The sequence below is a fragment of the Rosenbergiella sp. YN46 genome (assembly GCF_036620675.1).
Lineage (GTDB): Bacteria > Pseudomonadota > Gammaproteobacteria > Enterobacterales > Enterobacteriaceae > Jejubacter.
In genome coordinates, this window is sequence record NZ_JAZHEE010000007.1 from 143,199 (window position 1) to 160,582 (window position 17,384).

General features: G+C 61.3%; 19 protein-coding genes and 2 tRNA genes. 2 read left to right on the forward strand and 19 right to left on the reverse strand.

Annotated elements, in window-relative coordinates:
• Nucleotides 1–347: 347 nt before the first annotated feature.
• From V3W49_RS08550 to ghrA, 19 genes are all read right to left on the reverse strand, one after another.
• Complete coding sequence (locus V3W49_RS08550) at nucleotides 348–1,577, reverse strand: beta-ketoacyl-ACP synthase (protein ID WP_500144923.1); 1,230 nt, start codon at nucleotides 1,575–1,577, stop codon at nucleotides 348–350.
• The gene (locus tag V3W49_RS08555) at nucleotides 1,574–2,305 is read right to left on the reverse strand and encodes a 3-ketoacyl-ACP reductase FabG2 (protein WP_500144924.1); all 732 of its coding nucleotides are present in this window, start codon (nucleotides 2,303–2,305) and stop codon (nucleotides 1,574–1,576) included. The genes V3W49_RS08550 and V3W49_RS08555 overlap by 4 nt, the downstream gene beginning before the upstream one ends.
• Nucleotides 2,302–2,760 carry a hotdog family protein gene (locus V3W49_RS08560; RefSeq protein WP_500144925.1) on the reverse strand — a complete coding sequence of 153 codons (459 nt, stop codon included), beginning with the start codon at nucleotides 2,758–2,760 and terminating at the stop codon, nucleotides 2,302–2,304. The genes V3W49_RS08555 and V3W49_RS08560 overlap by 4 nt, the downstream gene beginning before the upstream one ends.
• The gene (locus V3W49_RS08565; protein WP_500144926.1) at nucleotides 2,747–3,913 is read right to left on the reverse strand and encodes a beta-ketoacyl-[acyl-carrier-protein] synthase family protein; all 1,167 of its coding nucleotides are present in this window, start codon (nucleotides 3,911–3,913) and stop codon (nucleotides 2,747–2,749) included. Before V3W49_RS08565 ends, V3W49_RS08560 begins: the two co-directional genes overlap by 14 nt.
• On the reverse strand, nucleotides 3,910–4,491 hold the full coding sequence (locus V3W49_RS08570) for a DUF3261 domain-containing protein (RefSeq protein WP_500144927.1): 582 nt from the start codon (nucleotides 4,489–4,491) through the stop codon (nucleotides 3,910–3,912). The genes V3W49_RS08565 and V3W49_RS08570 overlap by 4 nt, the downstream gene beginning before the upstream one ends.
• Nucleotides 4,479–6,806: an MMPL family transporter gene (locus V3W49_RS08575; protein WP_500144928.1), complete on the reverse strand. Its 2,328-nt coding sequence runs from the start codon at nucleotides 6,804–6,806 to the stop codon at nucleotides 4,479–4,481. The genes V3W49_RS08570 and V3W49_RS08575 overlap by 13 nt, the downstream gene beginning before the upstream one ends.
• Nucleotides 6,778–7,386 (reverse strand): LolA family protein, encoded by a 609-nt coding sequence (locus V3W49_RS08580; protein WP_500144929.1) that lies wholly within the window; start codon nucleotides 7,384–7,386, stop codon nucleotides 6,778–6,780. Before V3W49_RS08580 ends, V3W49_RS08575 begins: the two co-directional genes overlap by 29 nt.
• Nucleotides 7,383–7,805, reverse strand: a complete 423-nt coding sequence (locus V3W49_RS08585; RefSeq protein ID WP_500144930.1) for an acyl-CoA thioesterase — start codon at nucleotides 7,803–7,805, stop codon at nucleotides 7,383–7,385. Before V3W49_RS08585 ends, V3W49_RS08580 begins: the two co-directional genes overlap by 4 nt.
• A complete protein-coding gene (locus V3W49_RS08590) occupies nucleotides 7,799–9,505 on the reverse strand; it encodes a glycosyltransferase family 2 protein (protein ID WP_500144931.1) in 1,707 nt (568 codons plus the stop codon). The genes V3W49_RS08585 and V3W49_RS08590 overlap by 7 nt, the downstream gene beginning before the upstream one ends.
• Nucleotides 9,496–9,849: an ApeI family dehydratase gene (locus V3W49_RS08595; RefSeq protein ID WP_500144932.1), complete on the reverse strand. Its 354-nt coding sequence runs from the start codon at nucleotides 9,847–9,849 to the stop codon at nucleotides 9,496–9,498. Before V3W49_RS08595 ends, V3W49_RS08590 begins: the two co-directional genes overlap by 10 nt.
• A complete protein-coding gene (locus V3W49_RS08600) occupies nucleotides 9,836–11,173 on the reverse strand; it encodes an AMP-binding protein (RefSeq protein WP_500144933.1) in 1,338 nt (445 codons plus the stop codon). The genes V3W49_RS08595 and V3W49_RS08600 overlap by 14 nt, the downstream gene beginning before the upstream one ends.
• Entirely contained in the window at nucleotides 11,163–11,732 is a 570-nt protein-coding gene (locus V3W49_RS08605) for a COG4648 family protein (protein ID WP_500144934.1), read from the reverse strand. The genes V3W49_RS08600 and V3W49_RS08605 overlap by 11 nt, the downstream gene beginning before the upstream one ends.
• Complete coding sequence (locus tag V3W49_RS08610) at nucleotides 11,732–11,983, reverse strand: acyl carrier protein (protein WP_500144950.1); 252 nt, start codon at nucleotides 11,981–11,983, stop codon at nucleotides 11,732–11,734. The genes V3W49_RS08605 and V3W49_RS08610 overlap by 1 nt, the downstream gene beginning before the upstream one ends.
• Before the next feature lie 11 nt (nucleotides 11,984–11,994).
• Nucleotides 11,995–12,264, reverse strand: coding sequence for a phosphopantetheine-binding protein (locus tag V3W49_RS08615; protein WP_500144935.1), 270 nt, complete (start codon nucleotides 12,262–12,264; stop codon nucleotides 11,995–11,997).
• A gap of 13 nt (nucleotides 12,265–12,277) precedes the next feature.
• Entirely contained in the window at nucleotides 12,278–13,042 is a 765-nt protein-coding gene (locus V3W49_RS08620) for a lysophospholipid acyltransferase family protein (protein WP_500144936.1), read from the reverse strand.
• On the reverse strand, nucleotides 13,039–13,758 hold the full coding sequence (locus V3W49_RS08625; protein WP_500144937.1) for a beta-ketoacyl synthase chain length factor: 720 nt from the start codon (nucleotides 13,756–13,758) through the stop codon (nucleotides 13,039–13,041). The genes V3W49_RS08620 and V3W49_RS08625 overlap by 4 nt, the downstream gene beginning before the upstream one ends.
• 318 nt (nucleotides 13,759–14,076) lie before the next feature.
• Nucleotides 14,077–14,640, reverse strand: a complete 564-nt coding sequence (locus tag V3W49_RS08630; RefSeq protein ID WP_500144938.1) for a TorD/DmsD family molecular chaperone — start codon at nucleotides 14,638–14,640, stop codon at nucleotides 14,077–14,079.
• 19 nt (nucleotides 14,641–14,659) lie between these two features.
• Nucleotides 14,660–15,397, reverse strand: coding sequence for a phosphatase (locus V3W49_RS08635; protein ID WP_500144939.1), 738 nt, complete (start codon nucleotides 15,395–15,397; stop codon nucleotides 14,660–14,662).
• A gap of 90 nt (nucleotides 15,398–15,487) precedes the next feature.
• Entirely contained in the window at nucleotides 15,488–16,429 is a 942-nt protein-coding gene (gene ghrA, locus V3W49_RS08640; RefSeq protein ID WP_500144940.1) for a glyoxylate/hydroxypyruvate reductase GhrA, read from the reverse strand.
• Between the two features lie 241 nt (nucleotides 16,430–16,670).
• Between ghrA and V3W49_RS08645 the strand changes: the two genes are divergently transcribed.
• Both V3W49_RS08645 and V3W49_RS08650 read left to right on the forward strand, forming a co-directional pair.
• Nucleotides 16,671–16,758: transfer RNA gene (locus tag V3W49_RS08645), tRNA-Ser, on the forward strand.
• Between the two features lie 361 nt (nucleotides 16,759–17,119).
• Nucleotides 17,120–17,207, forward strand: a tRNA-Ser gene (locus V3W49_RS08650).
• The last annotated feature ends 177 nt before the right edge of the window (nucleotides 17,208–17,384 follow it).

Here is a 17,384-nt window from a genome sequence, read left to right on the forward strand (position 1 = left end):
GAGTATACCTTCTCAGGTTACGGATGTGTTGTGAGAAAACCACGAACGGCACGCTCTGCCACCTCTGCGAGCCGCTCCTTCGAATAACCCACACGCCGGTGCTGATATTGGGGAAAGCCACGCTGCGCAACTCGTTGTCACCCACCCGTTGCAGGCTGTTGCGCCAGGCGCTGACCAACTACTCTGCCTCGCCTGCACGTTAACCTGCGTGATATCTCCCCGGATAATTTCAATTCGATGCTGTGTTGCAAACGGCTTTATTTGCCACAGCGCCGGCCAGCAGGCGTATCACCCGGTGAAAACCTGAAAGGCCCCGCACCACATACATAGCGGCGCAGGGAGATAAATTACGCCCAGCGGCGAAAAATAAGCGAAGTATTAATGCCGCCAAAGGCGAAATTATTGGACTGAATAAACTCCGTATCGATAGCGCGCCCTTCGTCCATGATGTAGTCAAGGTCGCCGCAGGCCTCGTCCGGCTCGCGCAAATTAACGGTCGGCGCAAACCAGCCGTCGCGCATCATTTCTATCGCCAGCCAGGCTTCCAGCGCGCCGCAGGCCCCCAGAGTATGCCCCAGATAACTTTTCATCGACGAAATGGGCGTCCCCCGGCCAAATATGGCCGCGGTGGCCTGACTTTCTGCGATATCGCCGCGATCGGTGGCGGTACCATGGGCGCTGATATAGCCGATGGCCGAAGCAGGCAACCCGGCGCCGGCCAGGCTCTTCTCGATACAGACCTGCATGGTGCTGCTGCGTGGCTGGGTGATGTGCGAGGCGTCGCAGTTAGTATGGAATCCCACCAGTTCGGCGTAAATGGTCGCCCCCCTGGCCTGCGCGTGTTCCAGCTCCTCCAGCACCAGGGTTCCCGCCCCCTCGCCTATCACCAGCCCATCGCGCCGCTTATCGAAGGGCGCCGGCGTGGCCTCGGGTTGTTCATTACGCTGGCTGGTGGCGAACAGGGTATCAAAGACCGCCGCTTCCGAAGGGCACAACTCCTCCGCGCCGCCAGCCACCATTACCGTCTGATAGCCGTGACGAATCGCCTCCCAGGCGTAGCCAATGGCCTGGCTGCCCGAAGTGCAGGCGCTGGAGCTGGGGATCACCCGCCCGCGCAGACCGAAAAACAGGCCGGTATTCACCGCCGTGGTGTGAGGCATCATCTGTACATAGGTAGTGCCGGTAATGTTGCCGGTATGCTTTTCGGTCAGCATGGTGGCGAATTCACTTACCGGCCCGGTACTTCCGGTAGAGGAGCCGTAAGCGATGCCGACCTCACCGCTGGTCAACAGCGGATCTTCCAGCAGACCTGCCTGTTCCAGCGCCAGTTCACTGGCCCGGGTCGCCAGCAGCGAAACTCGCCCCATAGCGCGAATGCGCTTGCGGGTGTAGTGTCCGGGCAGGACAAAATTTTCCACCGGCGCCGCCAGCAGGGTATTCAACCCCTGATATTCACGCCACTCGGGCATCATCCGCACCGCATTGCGCCCGCGCTTCAGGGCCGGGGCTATCTTCTGCCAGCTGTCGCCAAAGGCGGTTATCCCCGCCATACCGGTGACCACTACCCGCCGGGTCATAGCATGCCTCCGTTAATGGCGATGGTCTGGCGGGTCACATAACCCGCAATATCGGACATCAGGTAGCTGGCAAGCCCCGCCACCTCTTCGGCGCGCCCCATACGACGCAGCGGAATACTTTGCAGCGCCTGATTCATGGCCGCCGGTTCCATCTCTATCATGCCGGTATCGATTAACCCCGGAGCAATACAGTTCACGGTAATTTTCCGCTTCGCCAGCTCCACCGCCAGCGCCTTAGTGGCGCCGATGATCCCCGCTTTGGCGGCGCTGTAGTTCACCTGTCCGCGATTGCCCATCATGCCGGATACCGAAGAGAGTGTGATAATGCGACCGCCGTCGCGCAGACCGATCATCGGCATCACGCAGGGGTGAATCACGTTATAGAAGCTGTCGAGATTGGTGTGGATCACCTTGTCCCAGTCATCATCACCGAGCGCGGGGAATGCGCCATCGCGGGTAATGCCCGCATTGCTGACGATGCCCCAGTATGCGCCGTACTGTGCCATGTCCTGCTCCAGAGCCTGGCGGGCGGCGGCGCGATCCGCCACGTCAAAAGCGATCGGCCGCCCTTCTCCTCCCGCCTGCTCAATGGCCGCCAGAGTCTGAAGCGCGCCCTGCTCATCCCGGTGATAGTGCACCACCACCGTAAAGCCATCGGCCCCCAACTGACGAGCGATGGCGCTACCAATGCCTTTACTGGCGCCGGTGACCAGAACTGTACGTTTCATCCCTTTTTACCTGTAATCTGTTGTAGTTGTTCGTCGTCTGGCTGCCATGTATTGATTCTGCCGCTGGCAAGCGTCTGTGCCTGACAGCAGATACGACCTTCAAAGCTGCCCACTTTATCGTCGCGCATCAGCATCTGCACGTGGCAATCCAGCACCATACCAGGGGCGAAGCTTCCCGGCTCGCAAACCAGCTCGCGGCCCCCCAACAGCATACCGATGCGCTGATTATCCGGATCGTACCAGCCGTTCCATACTCCCACCGTCTGGGCCATCAGCTCAATGGCGAACCAGCCGGGCAGCGCTCCTTCGGGCGTCAGAAATGGCGCCAGTACGCCATCGCGTGCGACCGTTACCCGGCAGTGCGCGCTCTGTTCAGAAACCGCCACCACCTGATCCAGCAGACACATGGGCGCCTCGTGCGGCAGATAGCTTTCCGGCGCCTTAAAATGACGCATTGTTCCTCCCGAGAATCAGACTGGTATTGTTGCCGCCAAAGGCGAACGCATTGGACAAAATCCAGGGCCGGGCCAGGGTTCCGGGAGCGCTCAGCAACCCGCAGGGAGGCAGGGCCTCATCCCGGGGATGGCGGCTGAAATCCTGGGGCGGCAGCGGTAGATCCCGGGTCAGAATCAGCCAGCACAGCGCCGCCTCCATCGCTCCGGCCGCCCCCAGAGTGTGGCCAATCAGATGCTTCAGCGAACTGGCTGGCACCCGCCCGCCAAACAGCCGGTTCACAACCCGGGCCTCAATATCATCATTAAGTCGGGTCGCGGTACCGTGCATATTGATATAACCGATATCATCCGGCGTTAAACCGGCCCCGGTCAGCGCCATCTGGATCGCCCGGCTGGCCCCTTCCCCTTCAGGATGCGGCGCCGACATATGCCAGGCATCGGAGGATTCGCCCACGCCCTTCAGCAGTACCGGCCCTTCGCTGCGGGTCAGCAACAGCAGCGCCGCCCCTTCGCCAATAGTAATGCCGCAGCGATCCCGGCTGAACGGCGCGCAGCGCTCAAGGCTCAGGGACTCCAGGCTGCGAAAACCGTTGATCGGCATTCGGCTAAGAGTGTCTGCGCCCCCGACCAGCGCGGCGTCGACCAGACCGGCGTCAATCAGACGCTTACCGGTGATAATCGCCCGGGCGCTGGACGAACAGGCGGTAGAGAGCGTCAGCGCCGGACCATCCAGTTGCAGAACCTCGCTGACGAAACGGGACGGATCCCCTAACTCCTGCTGCTCATAACACCAGCCATCGACCCGACAGCCAGCGACCCGGGCGTCCCCCTCATCCAGCCCGGAAGTGCTGGTCCCCATCACCACTGCCACCCGGTCGCGGCCGTAACGTTGAATCGCCTCTTCAGTTTCAGGCATAAGCTGTTCCAGCGCCGCCAGCAGCAGCTGGTTATTGCGGCTGGCGTGCCGTGCAAGCTGCCGGGGAACCGGCGGCAGAGCCCCCATTACTCTGGCTACAGCGCAGTTATTCGTCAGTAACCAGCCGCTGGCGTTATCCGTCATTCCCGGCGCCGCTCCCGCCGCCAGGTTCGTCGCAATAGTGGAGAGATCGTTACCCAGGGCGTTAAGCATCGCCACTGCGCGGATCGCGGTCATGATTTGCCCTCCAGCGATTCAATGGTCAGACGGTAGTCAAAGGCGTGGTTTTCAATAAGCGTCGGCGCCCGCCGATCGCCCCGTGGCTGATAGCGGATAGTCTCCACCAGCAGGCCATTGGCGTCGCGCAGTTCACGACGATCCGCCTTATCGGTTAGCGTCCAGCCTGCGGGGAGCTGCGGCTGCCAGCGGGCCGTCGGCCAGTAGCTCAGCATAATATCGGCCAGCACCTGACCGGCGGGCGGCAGTTCAGGCAGCGCCATCACCTGTTCTGTTTTGATTCCCTGCACGTCGTAGTTAAGGCTGAACAGCCGCACGCCCAACGGTGAAAGCCCGACCAGACGGAGTCGCTGCCCGTCGGCTTCCAGCATCACTACCAACTGATGGGTTTGTCCCTGTGCCTGCGCCGTTAGCAGTTGCCGGGCGCTGAATGGCGCAATCTGCGTCGGCGCCGGTAATGTCACCTCTACACCGGACTTTAACCAGGCCTGAGGTCGTTCCTGATGATTATCATGGCCGCTACAGCCGTTCAGCGCCAGGCTCATTGCCAGCAAGGCACCGCCGATTATTCCCCGCATTCGCGTCTCTCCTCCCGGGCTGACAGCACCAACGGCGCTGTCAGCCATGCGATAAATATGCCGCTGGCCAGTACGGTGCCAAAACCGCTGATAGCGCCAGTCTGGCTAAAGACCAGCATTCCCAGGGTCAACAGCGTGGTGGCCAGCGCCACGCTCACCGCCAGTAGCGACGTGAGCGGCGTCCCTCTGGGGTTACTGAAAAACAGCGTGTAGTTAATGCCGATACCCAGCACCAGCGTCAGGGCCAGCAGGGAGAACAAATTCAGCGGCTGGCCGCTGATTCCCAGGGTTGCCAGTCCGCCGAGCAGCGCCAGTAGCGAAGGCGCCACGCTTTGCAGGCCGCGCCGCAGCCCCAGCCGCGCCACGTAGCTCACGGCGATAGCCAGCAGCGCCAGGGCCAGTAGCCCGCTCAGTAATCCGCGCCAGAAGCCGAACAGTCCGTCAAACTCCGCTTTGCGATCCACCCAGACTACGCCGTTGCTTTCCTGTGCCAGCCGGCCCAGCGCCGCGCTTCGGGTCACGCCATCCACCGGCACCAGAATACCGCTGCGCCCGTCAGGCAGAGAAAGCCATAACAGCCGCCAGCCGCTGCTGTTGACGCTTTTCAGCCACTGCTGCGCAGTCAGCGTTCGTTCTTCGGGAACCGCCACCTTAATATCCACCCCGGCCGCCGCCAGTCGCTGTTCTACCAGAGGCGCAGCGCGCCTGAGCAGCGCCATATCGGCCTTCTGGCGCGCCAGCGACGATAGCGGTAACTGGCGCCACCCTGTCAGCCAGCCTTTCTGACGGGCCTGTTCAAGATGCGGCGTCAGCGCTTCCAGGCGTTCCAGCGCCTGCTGCGGGTGGTCGCCCCACACCATAAACCAGCGCTGATCCAGACGCTGACCGGTCAACTGAGCGATGGCGCGATCCTGGGCCACCAGATCCGGCGGCATGGCCTGCAGGCGCGAAATATCATCATCCACCCGCAGTTGCCACAGACCGATGACGCTGAAGAGAGCCACCGCCAGTGGCAACCCCAGGCGCATCCCGGGGCGGCGCCAGGCCGTCAGCCACCAGACCAGCGCTCCACGCAGCGGCACCGGCCGCACCGGCAGGCCTTTCGCCAGTTGCGGATACCAGCAAATCACCGTCAGGCATGACGCGCTCAGTCCGACAGCGGCAAACAGCGCCATCTGGCGAATTCCGGGGAACGGCGCCATCATCATGACGCACCAGGCCAACAGAGTGGTGCCCAGCGCCAGCAGCAGCGCTGCGCGCACTTTCGCCAGACTGGCCAGCGCCGAATCTTTCGCGCCGTGTACCATCCGCTCGGTCAGATAATAGAGGGTGTAATCGGCGGAAACGCCGATGATGCCCATGCTCATCACCAGGGTCATCAGATGCAATTCGCCGTACCACAGCAGCGTGACCGTTATCCCCGCCAGCGCCCCGATAGCCACCGACAGCAGACACAGCAGCAGCGGTCTGGGCGAACGGAAAACCGCAAACACCAGCAGCAGTACGCCACACAGCGTACCGACGCCCAGGGTGGACATTTCATGATGGGCCTGGCGGCTGGCGTAGTCGCTATAAAACAGGGCGCCGCGCGACAGCAACTGCGCCTGAGGCCAGCGCTGATGCAGCTGTTGTGCAAGCGTCGCCAGCCGGTCAACGGCAGCGTTTGAAGATCGCATACTGAAGGCGTCCCCCTTCAGTTCGCCGTGAATCAGATACCAGCGCCGCCCCTGACCATCCACAGACGTCAGCCAACCGTTGTGCAGGCGTAACGACCCGGCCCCCTGCTGCTGCGCCAGTTGGGCGCCACGTACCAGCATCAAAGGGTCGCCACGCAGTTCGGTGCCGCTCACCCCGGAAAACGCCGAATAGAGCTGACCCAGAACCCAGTTGGCCTGGGCTTCGCCCCCCTGCCCCAGCCTGGCGCGGGTTTCCGGGTCGATCAACGCGGCGCGATACTGCCATGCGAAGCGCCCCCAGGCCTTCTGCTGCGCTTCGCTCATCGGCCCCTGAACCGACTTCAACCAGGGTTCTTTGACAAGCATCGCCAGCCACGCGCGCGCCGCCGCGTCATCCTGCCCTTTCGGCAGTGCCACCAGCCACATCAACTGGCCGTCCAGACGTTGCATAAACCCGTGGCGCAACGGCGCGGGAACCGCGTTACCGCCAGGACCGGGCAGCAGCGCCAGAACGCTGCTGTTAAGCCGGGCGCCAGGCAGTTTCACGACCAGAATCGCCAGCATCAGCGCCACGACGGCCAGCCACACCCAGCCGGCCCATCGCTGCCGCTCAGAAGTCAAAACGCTGCCGTTCAGCATCGGTCAGAGCCCGCGGTTCGACCCGGTGATCGCTGAAGGTAATTCCGGTGGTATCGCCCTGCTTATCGTCAAGAATGATCTTTTGCAGGAAGCGATCGCCATCCAGCGTAATGCTGTTGAAGATTTTATCCAGCGGCGCCGCCTTCGGAATCAGCACCAGTCGCCAGGCTCCGTTGCCTTTATCGCTCAAACGGCTGGAGAAGTTTTCATCCAGGGTTTTGCGATCGGCCTCGAACAGCGCGCGCAGCAGATGGTTAAACTGGAACATCTGGGGGTTGCTGGCGGCGGTGATCACCTGAGGCGCCTGATTGCCCATGGCCTGCACCATATGGCTGTCATCCAGCACCAGGGTCATCGGGAACGGCCGCTGCTGATGCCACCACAGCCCTTTGTCGCGGGCGATAAGCAGTTCGCCGCTGGACCACAGCGGCTGCCCCATATCTTTAATCTGGCGCTGCTGTTCAAATTTGGCCCGCACTACCGGCTGCTGCGCAAAGCGCTGATGCAGCTCATCCAGGGTAATCGCCTGCGTAGCAGCTGAACAGAGCAGCAGCGCCAGCATCGTAATCATTTTTCTCATGCCGTTATCCCCATCCGCGCCAACAGCACCGGCGGGCTGACAAAGCTCATTTCGCCGCTGGCGGCGTCAACCGCCACCTGAATGGTATAGCCGCTGGTGGTCGTCTTTCCGTTGGCGATATCGATAATCTCATAGCCGATGCGCAGCCGGTTCTCATACTCCTCAATCCGGGCGCGCACGGCTACCTCCTGTTCGAAAGTGAGCGGGCTTCGATATTTCACCCGGGTATCCACGACCGGCCACACCCAACCGGAAGCCTTCATTTCACGGTAGCCGTAGTTCACCTGATTCAGCAGCGCCTCGCGCGCCACCTCAAAATAGCGAAAGTAGTTGCCGTGCCAGACCACCCCCATGGGATCAACATCGTGAAACGGGACTTTGATCTGCACTTCACAGCGAAAACGGGGGTCCGTCAACATTCAGCCTCCTGTTCCGGCGGAAGCCGCCAGAAGTCGTAAAAGTTAAACCAGTCCAGCGGCGAACGCAGCGCCATCCGCTCCAGCCACTGCGCATAGCGATCGGTAGCCTCCTGAAGCGCCTGCTGGCGCCCCTGGCGCGGTAAAGTCAACGCGTCAGAGAGCGGTTCGGCGTGGATCATCAACCGCCCCTGTTCGCGCAGAACCGTCATCATCACCACCGGGCTCTTCAGGGCCGCAGCCAGAATGAAGGGGCCCTGAGGAAACGGAGCCGGATGCCCCATAAAATGGCTCCAGGTGACCCGCTGGCTACCGCCGCGCTGAGGGCCAACCGCAGTGCGATCGCCGACGATAGCTACCCATTCGCCGGCTTCCAGCTTCTGCTGCAGCAGCATGGCGGTTCCGGGGCCTATCTCAGTCACCGGCATCAGATTCACGCAAGCCCTGGGGGCGACCTCCGCCATCACCTGACGAAAACGCTGCGCATGTTCGGTAAACACCAGCGCATTAATCGTCAGCCCGGCATAATGCTGCGCCAGCGCCCGACTGGCCTCGATATCGCCCAGATGCGAAGCCAGAATCAGCTTGCCACGCCCCGGCCGATGGCTCAGGCACTCTTCAGCGCCGGGCGCGAAGTCGATCTCTCGCCCGATACGGATTTCGCCGCGCCACGCGGCAATTTTATTGAGCATGGCGTCGCCAAAACGCAAAAAGTGACGATAGCTGTTCAGCCCGGGAGGAAGCATCACGCCCAGTTGAGCCGCCCGGACTTCCACCCGACTCAGCCACAGGCAGGAAGCCCGGCGCTGATTCCCCCCGGTCAGCCAGTAGACACCCACTACCGGGCGCAGCAGCCAGCCGAAGGCCCGGCGCCCGAAGCGCTGCCACACCCACAGCATAAAGCGCATTCCGGCCAGTCCCCGGCGTTCTTCGGTACGCGCCCAGTGTTTCTCAGCGCCGCGCCGTAGCAGGCGCTGCGGTAGCCCCATCAGCATGCCGCAGACCAGCCGGGTATGCATCCAGGAGATCCGCAGGTTGTCATGCAGGGCATCAAAGTGCGAAACGCCATCCGCCGGGTAGACCACCGGCGTATCGATAAAGCGGCTCGGCGTACCCGCCCGGTACAGGCGCACCATAATTTCGGTGTCGAAGTCCATGCGCTCTCCAAACCGGGCCCGCTCCAGCAATGCGATAGTCGGCGCCAGCGGGTAGACCCGGAAGCCACACATACTGTCGCGCAGGGAAAACGACAGGGTTTCGATCCATACCCAGACGTGGGTGATATAACGTCCCCAGCGTCGGGCCCGGGGGATGGAGTCATCGTATATCGGGCGGCCAGAGATAAGCAGGTCAGGTTCCCGACGCGCCGCGGCCAGCAGACGCGGCGCGTCTTCCAGTCGGTGCTGGCCGTCGGCGTCTACCTGTAGCGCATGGCTGTACCCCTCCCGTGCCGCCGCCCGCAGGCCGTGCATCACGGCCGCCCCCTTGCCGCGGTTGACCGGCAGACGTGACAGTGTGACCCATGGATAACGCGCCGCCGCTTCCCTGATCTGTAGCTGAGTTGCCGCATCGCTACCGTCATCCACCAGGATACAAGGCAATGCCAGCGGCTCAAGGCGCCCGAGCACCGACGCCAGGGTGGCGCCGTGGTTATAGCAGGGAATGATGAGGCAGGGACGAAAATCAGCCTGGTTCAGCGACATAGCTTAATCTTTCCACTGCTGGCCATCCGTTCAGATTCGTTATCCACCACCAGGTAATAGCGAAAATGGAGCAGATCGCGTTGCAGTTCCCGGTGCAGCTCCAGCCGCAGTTCACTTTCCGGCATGACCGGGGTCTGAAATTTGACCCGATCCACGCTGTGATAGCGCAGTCCACCAGTCAGCGGTTCGCTATAGCCCATGGCCCAGTGGATCTGAGCCACGCCCGGCAGCACCCGCCACTGGGGGAAGTGGCCCCGGAACCAGAACAGCGTGTCAGGGATCCACAAACGCAGCGTCAGACTGTCCGCATCCGGTGCACTGCGCTGGAGTTCAATGGGGTTCATAAAACAGCTCCTGTATCAGGTTCCATGCTCGTTTACTCTGACTGGTCAGCGGAATGCTCGTCACCTGCCGCCAGTAGCGCGGCACCACCGGTGGCGCCAGCCAACGCATCAACTCGCGGCGCCATGCCTGACGGCGCCGGAACGACCAGTCGTCGGCATTATGCAACACCACCGCCGCTGCCGTGACGCTGCGACCGCCCCGGGTCACCACCAGCACCGCCGCGTCGGCGATCTCTGGAAGCAATCTTAGCCGACGCTCGATCTCATCCAGCGAAACCCGCTGCTCTTCGATCTTAACGGTACGATCTTCGCGCCCCAGCAGATCGAAGGTTCGCGCGTCGCGAAATGCCAGCCGATCGCTCAGTCGCCACTCCCCCGCGTCGATGAGCGGCGAATGTAACCATATGCCGCTATCATCAGCGTGAAAAACCACCTCCGGAAAGGCATGCCACGGCTCATCTTCGCGCAGGCGTTCGCGCCATGCCACGACACCGGTTTCGGTGCTGCCGTATATTTCCGCCACCGCTACGCCAAAGTCGCGCCGCGCCTGACGGGCGATCGGCTCGCTGAGCGGCCCGGCGGCGGAGAGTACGAAACGGCAGTCCGCGGGAATAAGCCGGGGATCCATTCTTCCCAGTAACGCCGGGCTGGTGACAAAGGCCCACGCCCTGCCCCGTGCCTGCGGCGGCAGCTGTTCAGGAAACTCCACCCGCCGCGCGCTAAAAGGCAGCCCCAGCGCCATCGGCAGGATAATCCGAAAGGTTAAGCCGTACAGGTGCTGATGGCTGACCGAAGCTAACACCCGGCAGCCCGCCAGTCGGCGTCCCCAGCGACGGGCCAGCCAGTTGGCCTCGCAATCCAGCGCCGCCACGGTTTTCACTACCCGTTGCGGCTCCCCGGAGGAGCCAGAGGTAAACAGTACCAACTGCGCCAGGGGAGGTATCGCCGGTAGCGGTGTTTCGGGAGCGTCGGGCACCAGCATGGGATCAATTCCCGGAAAACCATCGAGCGTCAGGGCCAGGTCGGTCAGCAGACCGTCAAAGTGCTGGCGCTGTTCGCGCAGTTGCGCCTCGCGACTGTGGCCGGGCAGCACCGGCGTTTTGCCGGCATGGAGCAACGCCAGTAGCGCCACCAGGAAGGTATAGCTGCTGTCGCAACAGATGGCCCAGCGCATCTGAGGCTGGCGGCGCAGCCAGGCGCAGAGCCGAACCGTCGCCGCCCGCAGGTCGCCGCAGGTATAGTGGCGATCGCCATCCAGCGCCACCGTGCGGGCGCCGTCATCGCATGGCGCCAGCCACTCCGCCAGAGGAACGCTATCGGTCATAGCGTTTCACTCTCCGTCGCACGCACCACTCCACCGCAAAAAGCATCCCCATAGCCAGATAAGCCAGGACGCCGTTCCACAGCGTCCAGGCGCTCAGGCTGCCAGACATTACCGTCGCCAGCGCTATCCCGCCGTTGATCACGAAAAACAGGCTCCAGACCTGGGTCACTTTTCGGGTATAGCGCTTTGCCGCCGTAGAGAGCTCGTGCCCCTCCTGCCAGCGGGCAATACGCTCCACCAGCGGCGGCCCGACAAACAGCGAACTGGCAAACAGCAGCAGCATAACCAGATTAACCAGTACCGGATACCAGAGCATCAGGCGCGCCTGGGGTAGCCAGTATCCGGCCAGCGCCAGTAACGCTCCCGCCAGCAGCAGGATGATTCCCGGCAGGCGTAGCGCGCCGGCAGGCATTATGACCAGACGCAGGGCGAACAGCAGGGCCAACGCCAGCATCAACGCCCGCCATTGCGGGTGCGTCAGCGCCAGCCAGACACAGAATGGCCAGCCGACAAGCGTCGCAGCACCAGCTCCCCGGAAAATGGCCCGCAGCGTTGGCATTAGCCCTCACGCATCAGTTTTTCCACCGCGTTGACCACATCTTCCACGGTGCGCACCGACTTAAAGTCATCAGCAGAGATTTTTTTGCCGGTGCGTTTTTGCAGATGCACCACCATATCCACCGCATCGATACTGTCCAGGTCCAGGTCCTCGTTCAGGCGCGCCCCGGGTGTAACCTTTTCCGCGGGTACTTCGAATAATTCGTCAAGCAGTTCACATACCTGCTGCCAGATTTCATCTCTTGTCGTCATCATTCACTCCGTTAAACGCCACGCGTCGGATTTTGCGCAGCGATAAATTTGGCCAGGGTCGCGACGGAATAAAAATGCTGACGCATCTCGTCATTCTCGGCGGACAGTACCACACCGTAGCGATTCTTCACCGCCAGCCCCAGTTCCAGCGCATCGATGGAATCCAGTCCCAGTCCGTCGCCAAACAGTGGCGCATCGGTTTCAATATCTTCGACGCTAATCTCTTCCAGATTGAGCGTATCAATGATTAATTTTTTTATTTCAGCAAATAAGGATTCCATAGGTGTTCCGGTCTTAACGGGGTACAGGCAACGCCTGTTCCAGATAGCGGGTAAGGCGGCGCGCCGCACGGGCGCAGGCGTCGTCTCCCGCCAGATAAATACGACTGTCGATGCGTGAGCGCACCGAAATAACCATCACAGGCTTTTGTGCTGGCACCTGGTACCAGCGGCTCTGCTTATCCAGCCAGCGCGCGCTGCAGTCGATATGAACCAGTCGCAGAGGGCAACCGCTACGCACGGCGATATTGGCGGCGCCGCGCTGGAGTCTGAAGGGGCTGCCAGGTTGAGTACGGGTACCCTCGGGAAAAATCAGGATCGACTCCCCTGCCGCCAGCCGCCGACGGCTTTCCGCCAGCAGCGTTTCGCCCTGACTGTTAATCAGATAGTCCGCGGCACGAATCACGCCGCGCATAAAAATATTGCCCGTCAGACTGGCCTTCACCAGGCAACCCATCTGCGGCATCTGCGATGCGATAAAAACATAGTCCAGCAGCGTGGGATGATTGGCGACGACAAGCACGCCGCGCTCTTCACGCAACAGCGCGCTATTTTCAAAATGGTAGTCGAAGACCCCCAGCCAGCGGCCATGACGCAGAAAAAAACGGAAGCTGGTGGATACCGCACGACGCGCCAGATTACGGCGTCGAACGCGATCGCGCACCGTCAGGTTCAGCAGATTAAAGCCGAACAGCGCCATCAGAAAACCACCAAGGCCAAACAGAACGAACAGCCAGCCCGTCATTGCTACACGCCAGCACCAGTTAAGGCGCTGCATCATGAGGCCACGCTCCAGCGCCATGTCAGACGTTCGCCGGTCAGCCCAAAAGCGCTTTCGCCCGCCAGCCAGGCACGCAGAAACGCCAGTCCCTGGGGAAGCGGCCCCTGCGGCGTCCGGCCGCGGGGCTCGCTCTGACAACGCAGCGCGCCACCGGCGGCCAGCACCAGCCCCACCGCCCAGGGAACATAAGGCGCGCTCAGGCTGTTCTGATAAAACTCGGGGATAGCACCGTCAAAATCCACCAGCAGTACCTGGCGGTAACCAGCATGATGCAGCGTGGCCACTTCCAGTAGCGCCTGCTGGAAAGTATCGGCCCCGGCGCAAACTGAAGATGAAACCAGCGGCGCCTTTGCGGCAATGGTCAGACTGCCGACGGCGGCGTTGTGGACAGACATAGCGAAATCGGTGGGCGATAGTGGCTGCCGCTGCGCAAGAGCGCTCAGAATACGGTAGTTGCGCTCCAGCTCACCGTGGCGGCTGGCGAAGACCACGGCATCCACCGACTGACGCGCCATCAGCGCCAGACCGCATTCCACGGCCTGACGACTGCCGGAAGCGAGACGCCGCGCCGTCATCATCGGCAAGTGGCGACCCTTCGCCAGCGATGCCGTCGCGTCGATAGCGCCATCGCCCGCCGCCCAGTCCCGCCATGCCTGCGGCTCAGAGAGCCCCGGCGCACTGGCCTGCCAGTCCACAACAGAAAAAGCTAACTTCATTTCTCTACCACAGTTTCAGGAAGGGAATTCATTACCAGACACACAACAAGTGATATAGCAGAGCCCTGTACCAGACAGCTATCGCATTACTCCCAAACCCGGAGACACCGCACAACGGGATCATCTGCCGACATCCACCGGCAGACGAAACGAAAAATATCGGCGATGATTAAAGGTTAAACAGCGTCGTATGGTATCTGTTTCGGACAGCGCGCCCGACGCAGTTACGCCGGGCGATAATAACAAACCCCCGGGGCCGAATGCACCCTTAATAGCGGAGTTAGCAGAGGTTGATAAAGAAAAATAACGGGAAAATTCCTATTCATCCTCGGGCGCGTTTCCCTCTTCCTGAAGCTCTTCGCGCATCGCCTGCAGCGCTTCGCGGGTCAGTTGCGCCAGAGTCCGCCAGAACGGCGTGACGGCATGGGCTTCCACCTTGCCGAGAAAGTTATCGCTCCAGGGCAGCAGCCAGACGGCAAACAGCGTTTCCAGCGCCCGGCTTTCCGGCTCCGCGTTATCCTCAAACCAGGAGCCGGCCAGCAACAGCGCGCCGAAGTGCTCGGCGGGCCCTTCGCCCAGCGGCATGCCCTGCCCGGCCAGGAAATCGCGCACCTCCTGTTCGCTGCCGCCTTCGACCCAGGCCGAACGTAGCGGCGATACCCGACACGCTTCGCCAACGAACAGCGCGTTGTAATCCTGCGCCAGCAAACCGGCATCGCAGTTATTCTGCAAGCGCGCCAGCTGATCGTCCTGCTGTAGCGGCCAGTGCTGCGCCAGTTTGCCTTCGCTAATCAGCTGATAGAGAGGTTCCAGCAGCGGATCCTGGGGCTGGCGGTAGAAAAGCGAGCCCAGCACGCGGCAGAGCATTGAAAAATCGTTCATAAAGGCTTCCGTTGTCGTTTCAGAAAGAGGCCAGTTCCGGAATCGGCGCCCGTCCCCGGGATTCGAGGAAATCGAGCAGACGACGGGGCGAAACATTCAGGATTCGCTCCTCCGGGAAATTGACCTCGTCCAGTATTTTACGACATTCCGTAAAATCGCCCAGCGTAAATGCACTATGCGAGTCCGATCCCAGCGCCAGCCAGCCGCCAGCATCACGCACCGCTTCAGCGATCGCCCGACAGTTAGGGCCGCTGCCCTTGCGGGAATGGGTAAAGGAAGAGTTGTTCAGTTCCAGCGCAACCTGGTATTTCGCTGCGGCCCGGGCAATGGCCGGAATATCGACCGGGAACTTCGGGTTGCCCGGGTGGCTGATGATATGAACATCCCCGGCGGCCATGGCCGCAATCATGGCCTGGGTGTGGCTTTCTTTATCACGGGGCGGGAAGACCGGCTCGTGGAAACCGGCGACGATCAAGTCGAGTGCGTCCAGCATCGGCCCGGTGCAGTCAATCTCACCGTCGGTGTTTTTGATATTGGCTTCAATACCGCGCAGGATCCCGATGCCATCCACCACGCGTGGCCAGACTCGCATATTCATAAAGTGCCAGTAGTGCGGAGCATCCGCCATATCGGGGCCGTGATCGGTAATGGCGAAGAGCTTAATGCCCCGGGATTGCGCCGCGGCGATATAGTCATGCAGGGTGCTGTAGGCGTGAGTACTGGCGACGGTATGCATATGCAGGTCTACGGGATACATGTTTTTCTCCATTTTGCCGTTTTGCTCAGGATAACAGCTATTGGCTCCCGTTTTTAGTCCACCGCCGCGCCACCGACGCCGGAAAGGCGATTAATAGCCGCGGCGTCGGTTCACCTGGCCGCCAGGGTTTTCGCCCTGTTCAAGTTTTAACAGCGCACTGACTATCCACTCAATCGCCTGAGCGGGCCGCGTAACGGCCGCCACATGAGGCGTGATGGATACCCGGGGATGGGCCCAGAGCGGACTTGCGGCGGGCAGCGGCTCCTGCGAGAAGACATCCAGCATCGCCGCTTTGATCTGCCCGCTGTTCAGCGCCGCCAGCAAATCATCTTCGACCAGATGGGCACCACGGGCCAGGTTCAGGACATAAGCCTGCGGCTGCAACTGCGCCAGCAGCGCATGATCGATAATGCCGACGGTCTGAGGCGTATTAGGCAGCAGGTTGATAAGCACCCGGGTGCCCTTCAGAAATGCCGGGAGCTCCTCGTTTCCGGCATAGCTGACAACATCGGGGTACTGTTTACGGCTGCGGCTCCAGCAGCGAACCGGGAATCCCCAGCCCGTCAGGCTGTCCGCTACCTGTCCCCCCAGAACGCCAGCGCCCAGAATACCGATGGTAAATTCGTCGTGGGGATATTCCGCAAGCGGCTGCCACACCCCTTGCTGTTGCTGGATTTGATAATCATCAAAGCGACGGAACCAGCGCAATACCTGGCTCACGGCGTACTCCTGCATCTGGCGCCCCATTCCAGTATCCTCCAGGCGAAACAGCGGCACGGTTTCGGGAAGCATTTCCGGATGAGCATCCAGCTTGCTCAGTATGGCGTCAACGCCGGCGCCCAGCACAAATACCGCTTTCAGCTCAGGGCGCCCACTCAGCATCTCCACCGGCGGCTGCCACACCAGCGCGTAGTCGGCGGGCCTGTCATCGCCCGGTGCCCATGCCCGGATGCGTGCTGCGGGCAGCGCCTGCTGCAAACGGTCAAGCCAGTATTGCGTGTCAAAAGTCGGATGGTAAAACAGGATATCCATGCAGTCTCCCGGTTCAGGGGTTTTATTGAGGCATTCAGACACTCTATCACAACTTCTTTTTCGTCGACTGACGGCGTTTTTTTGCCCATTTACCGGCGACCGACAGCAACATTTGCTCTTTTAATCAACAAACTGGACGAAGTTTAGCTGAACGCGCCACTGCGCCAGAAATTTACGTTGACGTCACTTAGCCTTTCCCCTAAATTAGCGCCCGTTCCAGCAAGAGCAGGAACGACAATCTGGTGAGGTGTCCGAGAGGCTGAAGGAGCACGCCTGGAAAGTGTGTATACGGCAACGTATCGAGGGTTCGAATCCCTCCCTCACCGCCATATTTAAAGAGAGAGCCCGGGTTAATGCCCGGGCTTTTTCGTTTATGTCGCTTAACCCGGGAGGGTGAGAACCCCCGACGGGGTTCGACAGCGGGCATCAGCCCGCTGGACAGGCGACGAGCCCGCGAGGAGACTGCCCGCAGGGCGAACATTATTCTCTTAATGACAAAAACCGCATCCAACCGCGCCCCGCTTCACCTGCCAGATATCCCCTTTCCCTGCGTCTATGTGCCGACAGCAATATCGGATGTTCATCCCTTAACCAAACAATACAGAAAGGAAAAAATATCCTTGACCGCTCAGGGCGGACTCCCTATAGTGACGCCCCGTTAGCCGCTAAGGGTGGTTGACAAAACAATCTGGTGAGGTGTCCGAGAGGCTGAAGGAGCACGCCTGGAAAGTGTGTATACGGCAACGTATCGAGGGTTCGAATCCCTCCCTCACCGCCATCTTTAAAGAGAGAGCCTGGGTTAATGCCCGGGCTTTTTCGTTTATGTCGCTCAACCCGGGAGGGTGAGAACCCCCGACGGGGTTCGACAGCGGGCATCTGCCCGCTGGACAGGCGACGAGCCCGCGAGGAGACTGCCCGCAGGGCGAGCGCAGCGAGTCAATCCCTCCCTCACCGC

Excerpts from the sequence above, each read along its gene's own strand:
- V3W49_RS08600 (WP_500144933.1), bottom strand. The coding sequence starts at position 11,173 with ATGACCGATAGCGTTCCTCTGGCGGAGTGGCTGGCGCCATGCGATGAC.
- V3W49_RS08630 (WP_500144938.1), bottom strand. The coding sequence starts at position 14,640 with ATGAACGATTTTTCAATGCTCTGCCGCGTGCTGGGCTCGCTTTTCTAC.
- V3W49_RS08605 (WP_500144934.1), bottom strand. The coding sequence starts at position 11,732 with ATGCCAACGCTGCGGGCCATTTTCCGGGGAGCTGGTGCTGCGACGCTT.
- V3W49_RS08570 (WP_500144927.1), bottom strand. The coding sequence starts at position 4,491 with ATGCGGGGAATAATCGGCGGTGCCTTGCTGGCAATGAGCCTGGCGCTG.
- V3W49_RS08620 (WP_500144936.1), bottom strand. The coding sequence starts at position 13,042 with ATGATGCAGCGCCTTAACTGGTGCTGGCGTGTAGCAATGACGGGCTGG.
- V3W49_RS08610 (WP_500144950.1), bottom strand. The coding sequence starts at position 11,983 with ATGACGACAAGAGATGAAATCTGGCAGCAGGTATGTGAACTGCTTGAC.
- V3W49_RS08595 (WP_500144932.1), bottom strand. The coding sequence starts at position 9,849 with ATGAACCCCATTGAACTCCAGCGCAGTGCACCGGATGCGGACAGTCTG.
- V3W49_RS08565 (WP_500144926.1), bottom strand. The coding sequence starts at position 3,913 with ATGACCGCGATCCGCGCAGTGGCGATGCTTAACGCCCTGGGTAACGAT.
- ghrA (WP_500144940.1), bottom strand. The coding sequence starts at position 16,429 with ATGGATATCCTGTTTTACCATCCGACTTTTGACACGCAATACTGGCTT.
- V3W49_RS08580 (WP_500144929.1), bottom strand. The coding sequence starts at position 7,386 with ATGAGAAAAATGATTACGATGCTGGCGCTGCTGCTCTGTTCAGCTGCT.
- V3W49_RS08575 (WP_500144928.1), bottom strand. The coding sequence starts at position 6,806 with ATGCTGAACGGCAGCGTTTTGACTTCTGAGCGGCAGCGATGGGCCGGC.
- V3W49_RS08635 (WP_500144939.1), bottom strand. The coding sequence starts at position 15,397 with ATGTATCCCGTAGACCTGCATATGCATACCGTCGCCAGTACTCACGCC.
- V3W49_RS08560 (WP_500144925.1), bottom strand. The coding sequence starts at position 2,760 with ATGCGTCATTTTAAGGCGCCGGAAAGCTATCTGCCGCACGAGGCGCCC.
- V3W49_RS08550 (WP_500144923.1), bottom strand. The coding sequence starts at position 1,577 with ATGACCCGGCGGGTAGTGGTCACCGGTATGGCGGGGATAACCGCCTTT.
- V3W49_RS08555 (WP_500144924.1), bottom strand. The coding sequence starts at position 2,305 with ATGAAACGTACAGTTCTGGTCACCGGCGCCAGTAAAGGCATTGGTAGC.
- V3W49_RS08585 (WP_500144930.1), bottom strand. The coding sequence starts at position 7,805 with ATGTTGACGGACCCCCGTTTTCGCTGTGAAGTGCAGATCAAAGTCCCG.
- V3W49_RS08590 (WP_500144931.1), bottom strand. The coding sequence starts at position 9,505 with ATGTCGCTGAACCAGGCTGATTTTCGTCCCTGCCTCATCATTCCCTGC.
- V3W49_RS08625 (WP_500144937.1), bottom strand. The coding sequence starts at position 13,758 with ATGAAGTTAGCTTTTTCTGTTGTGGACTGGCAGGCCAGTGCGCCGGGG.
- V3W49_RS08615 (WP_500144935.1), bottom strand. The coding sequence starts at position 12,264 with ATGGAATCCTTATTTGCTGAAATAAAAAAATTAATCATTGATACGCTC.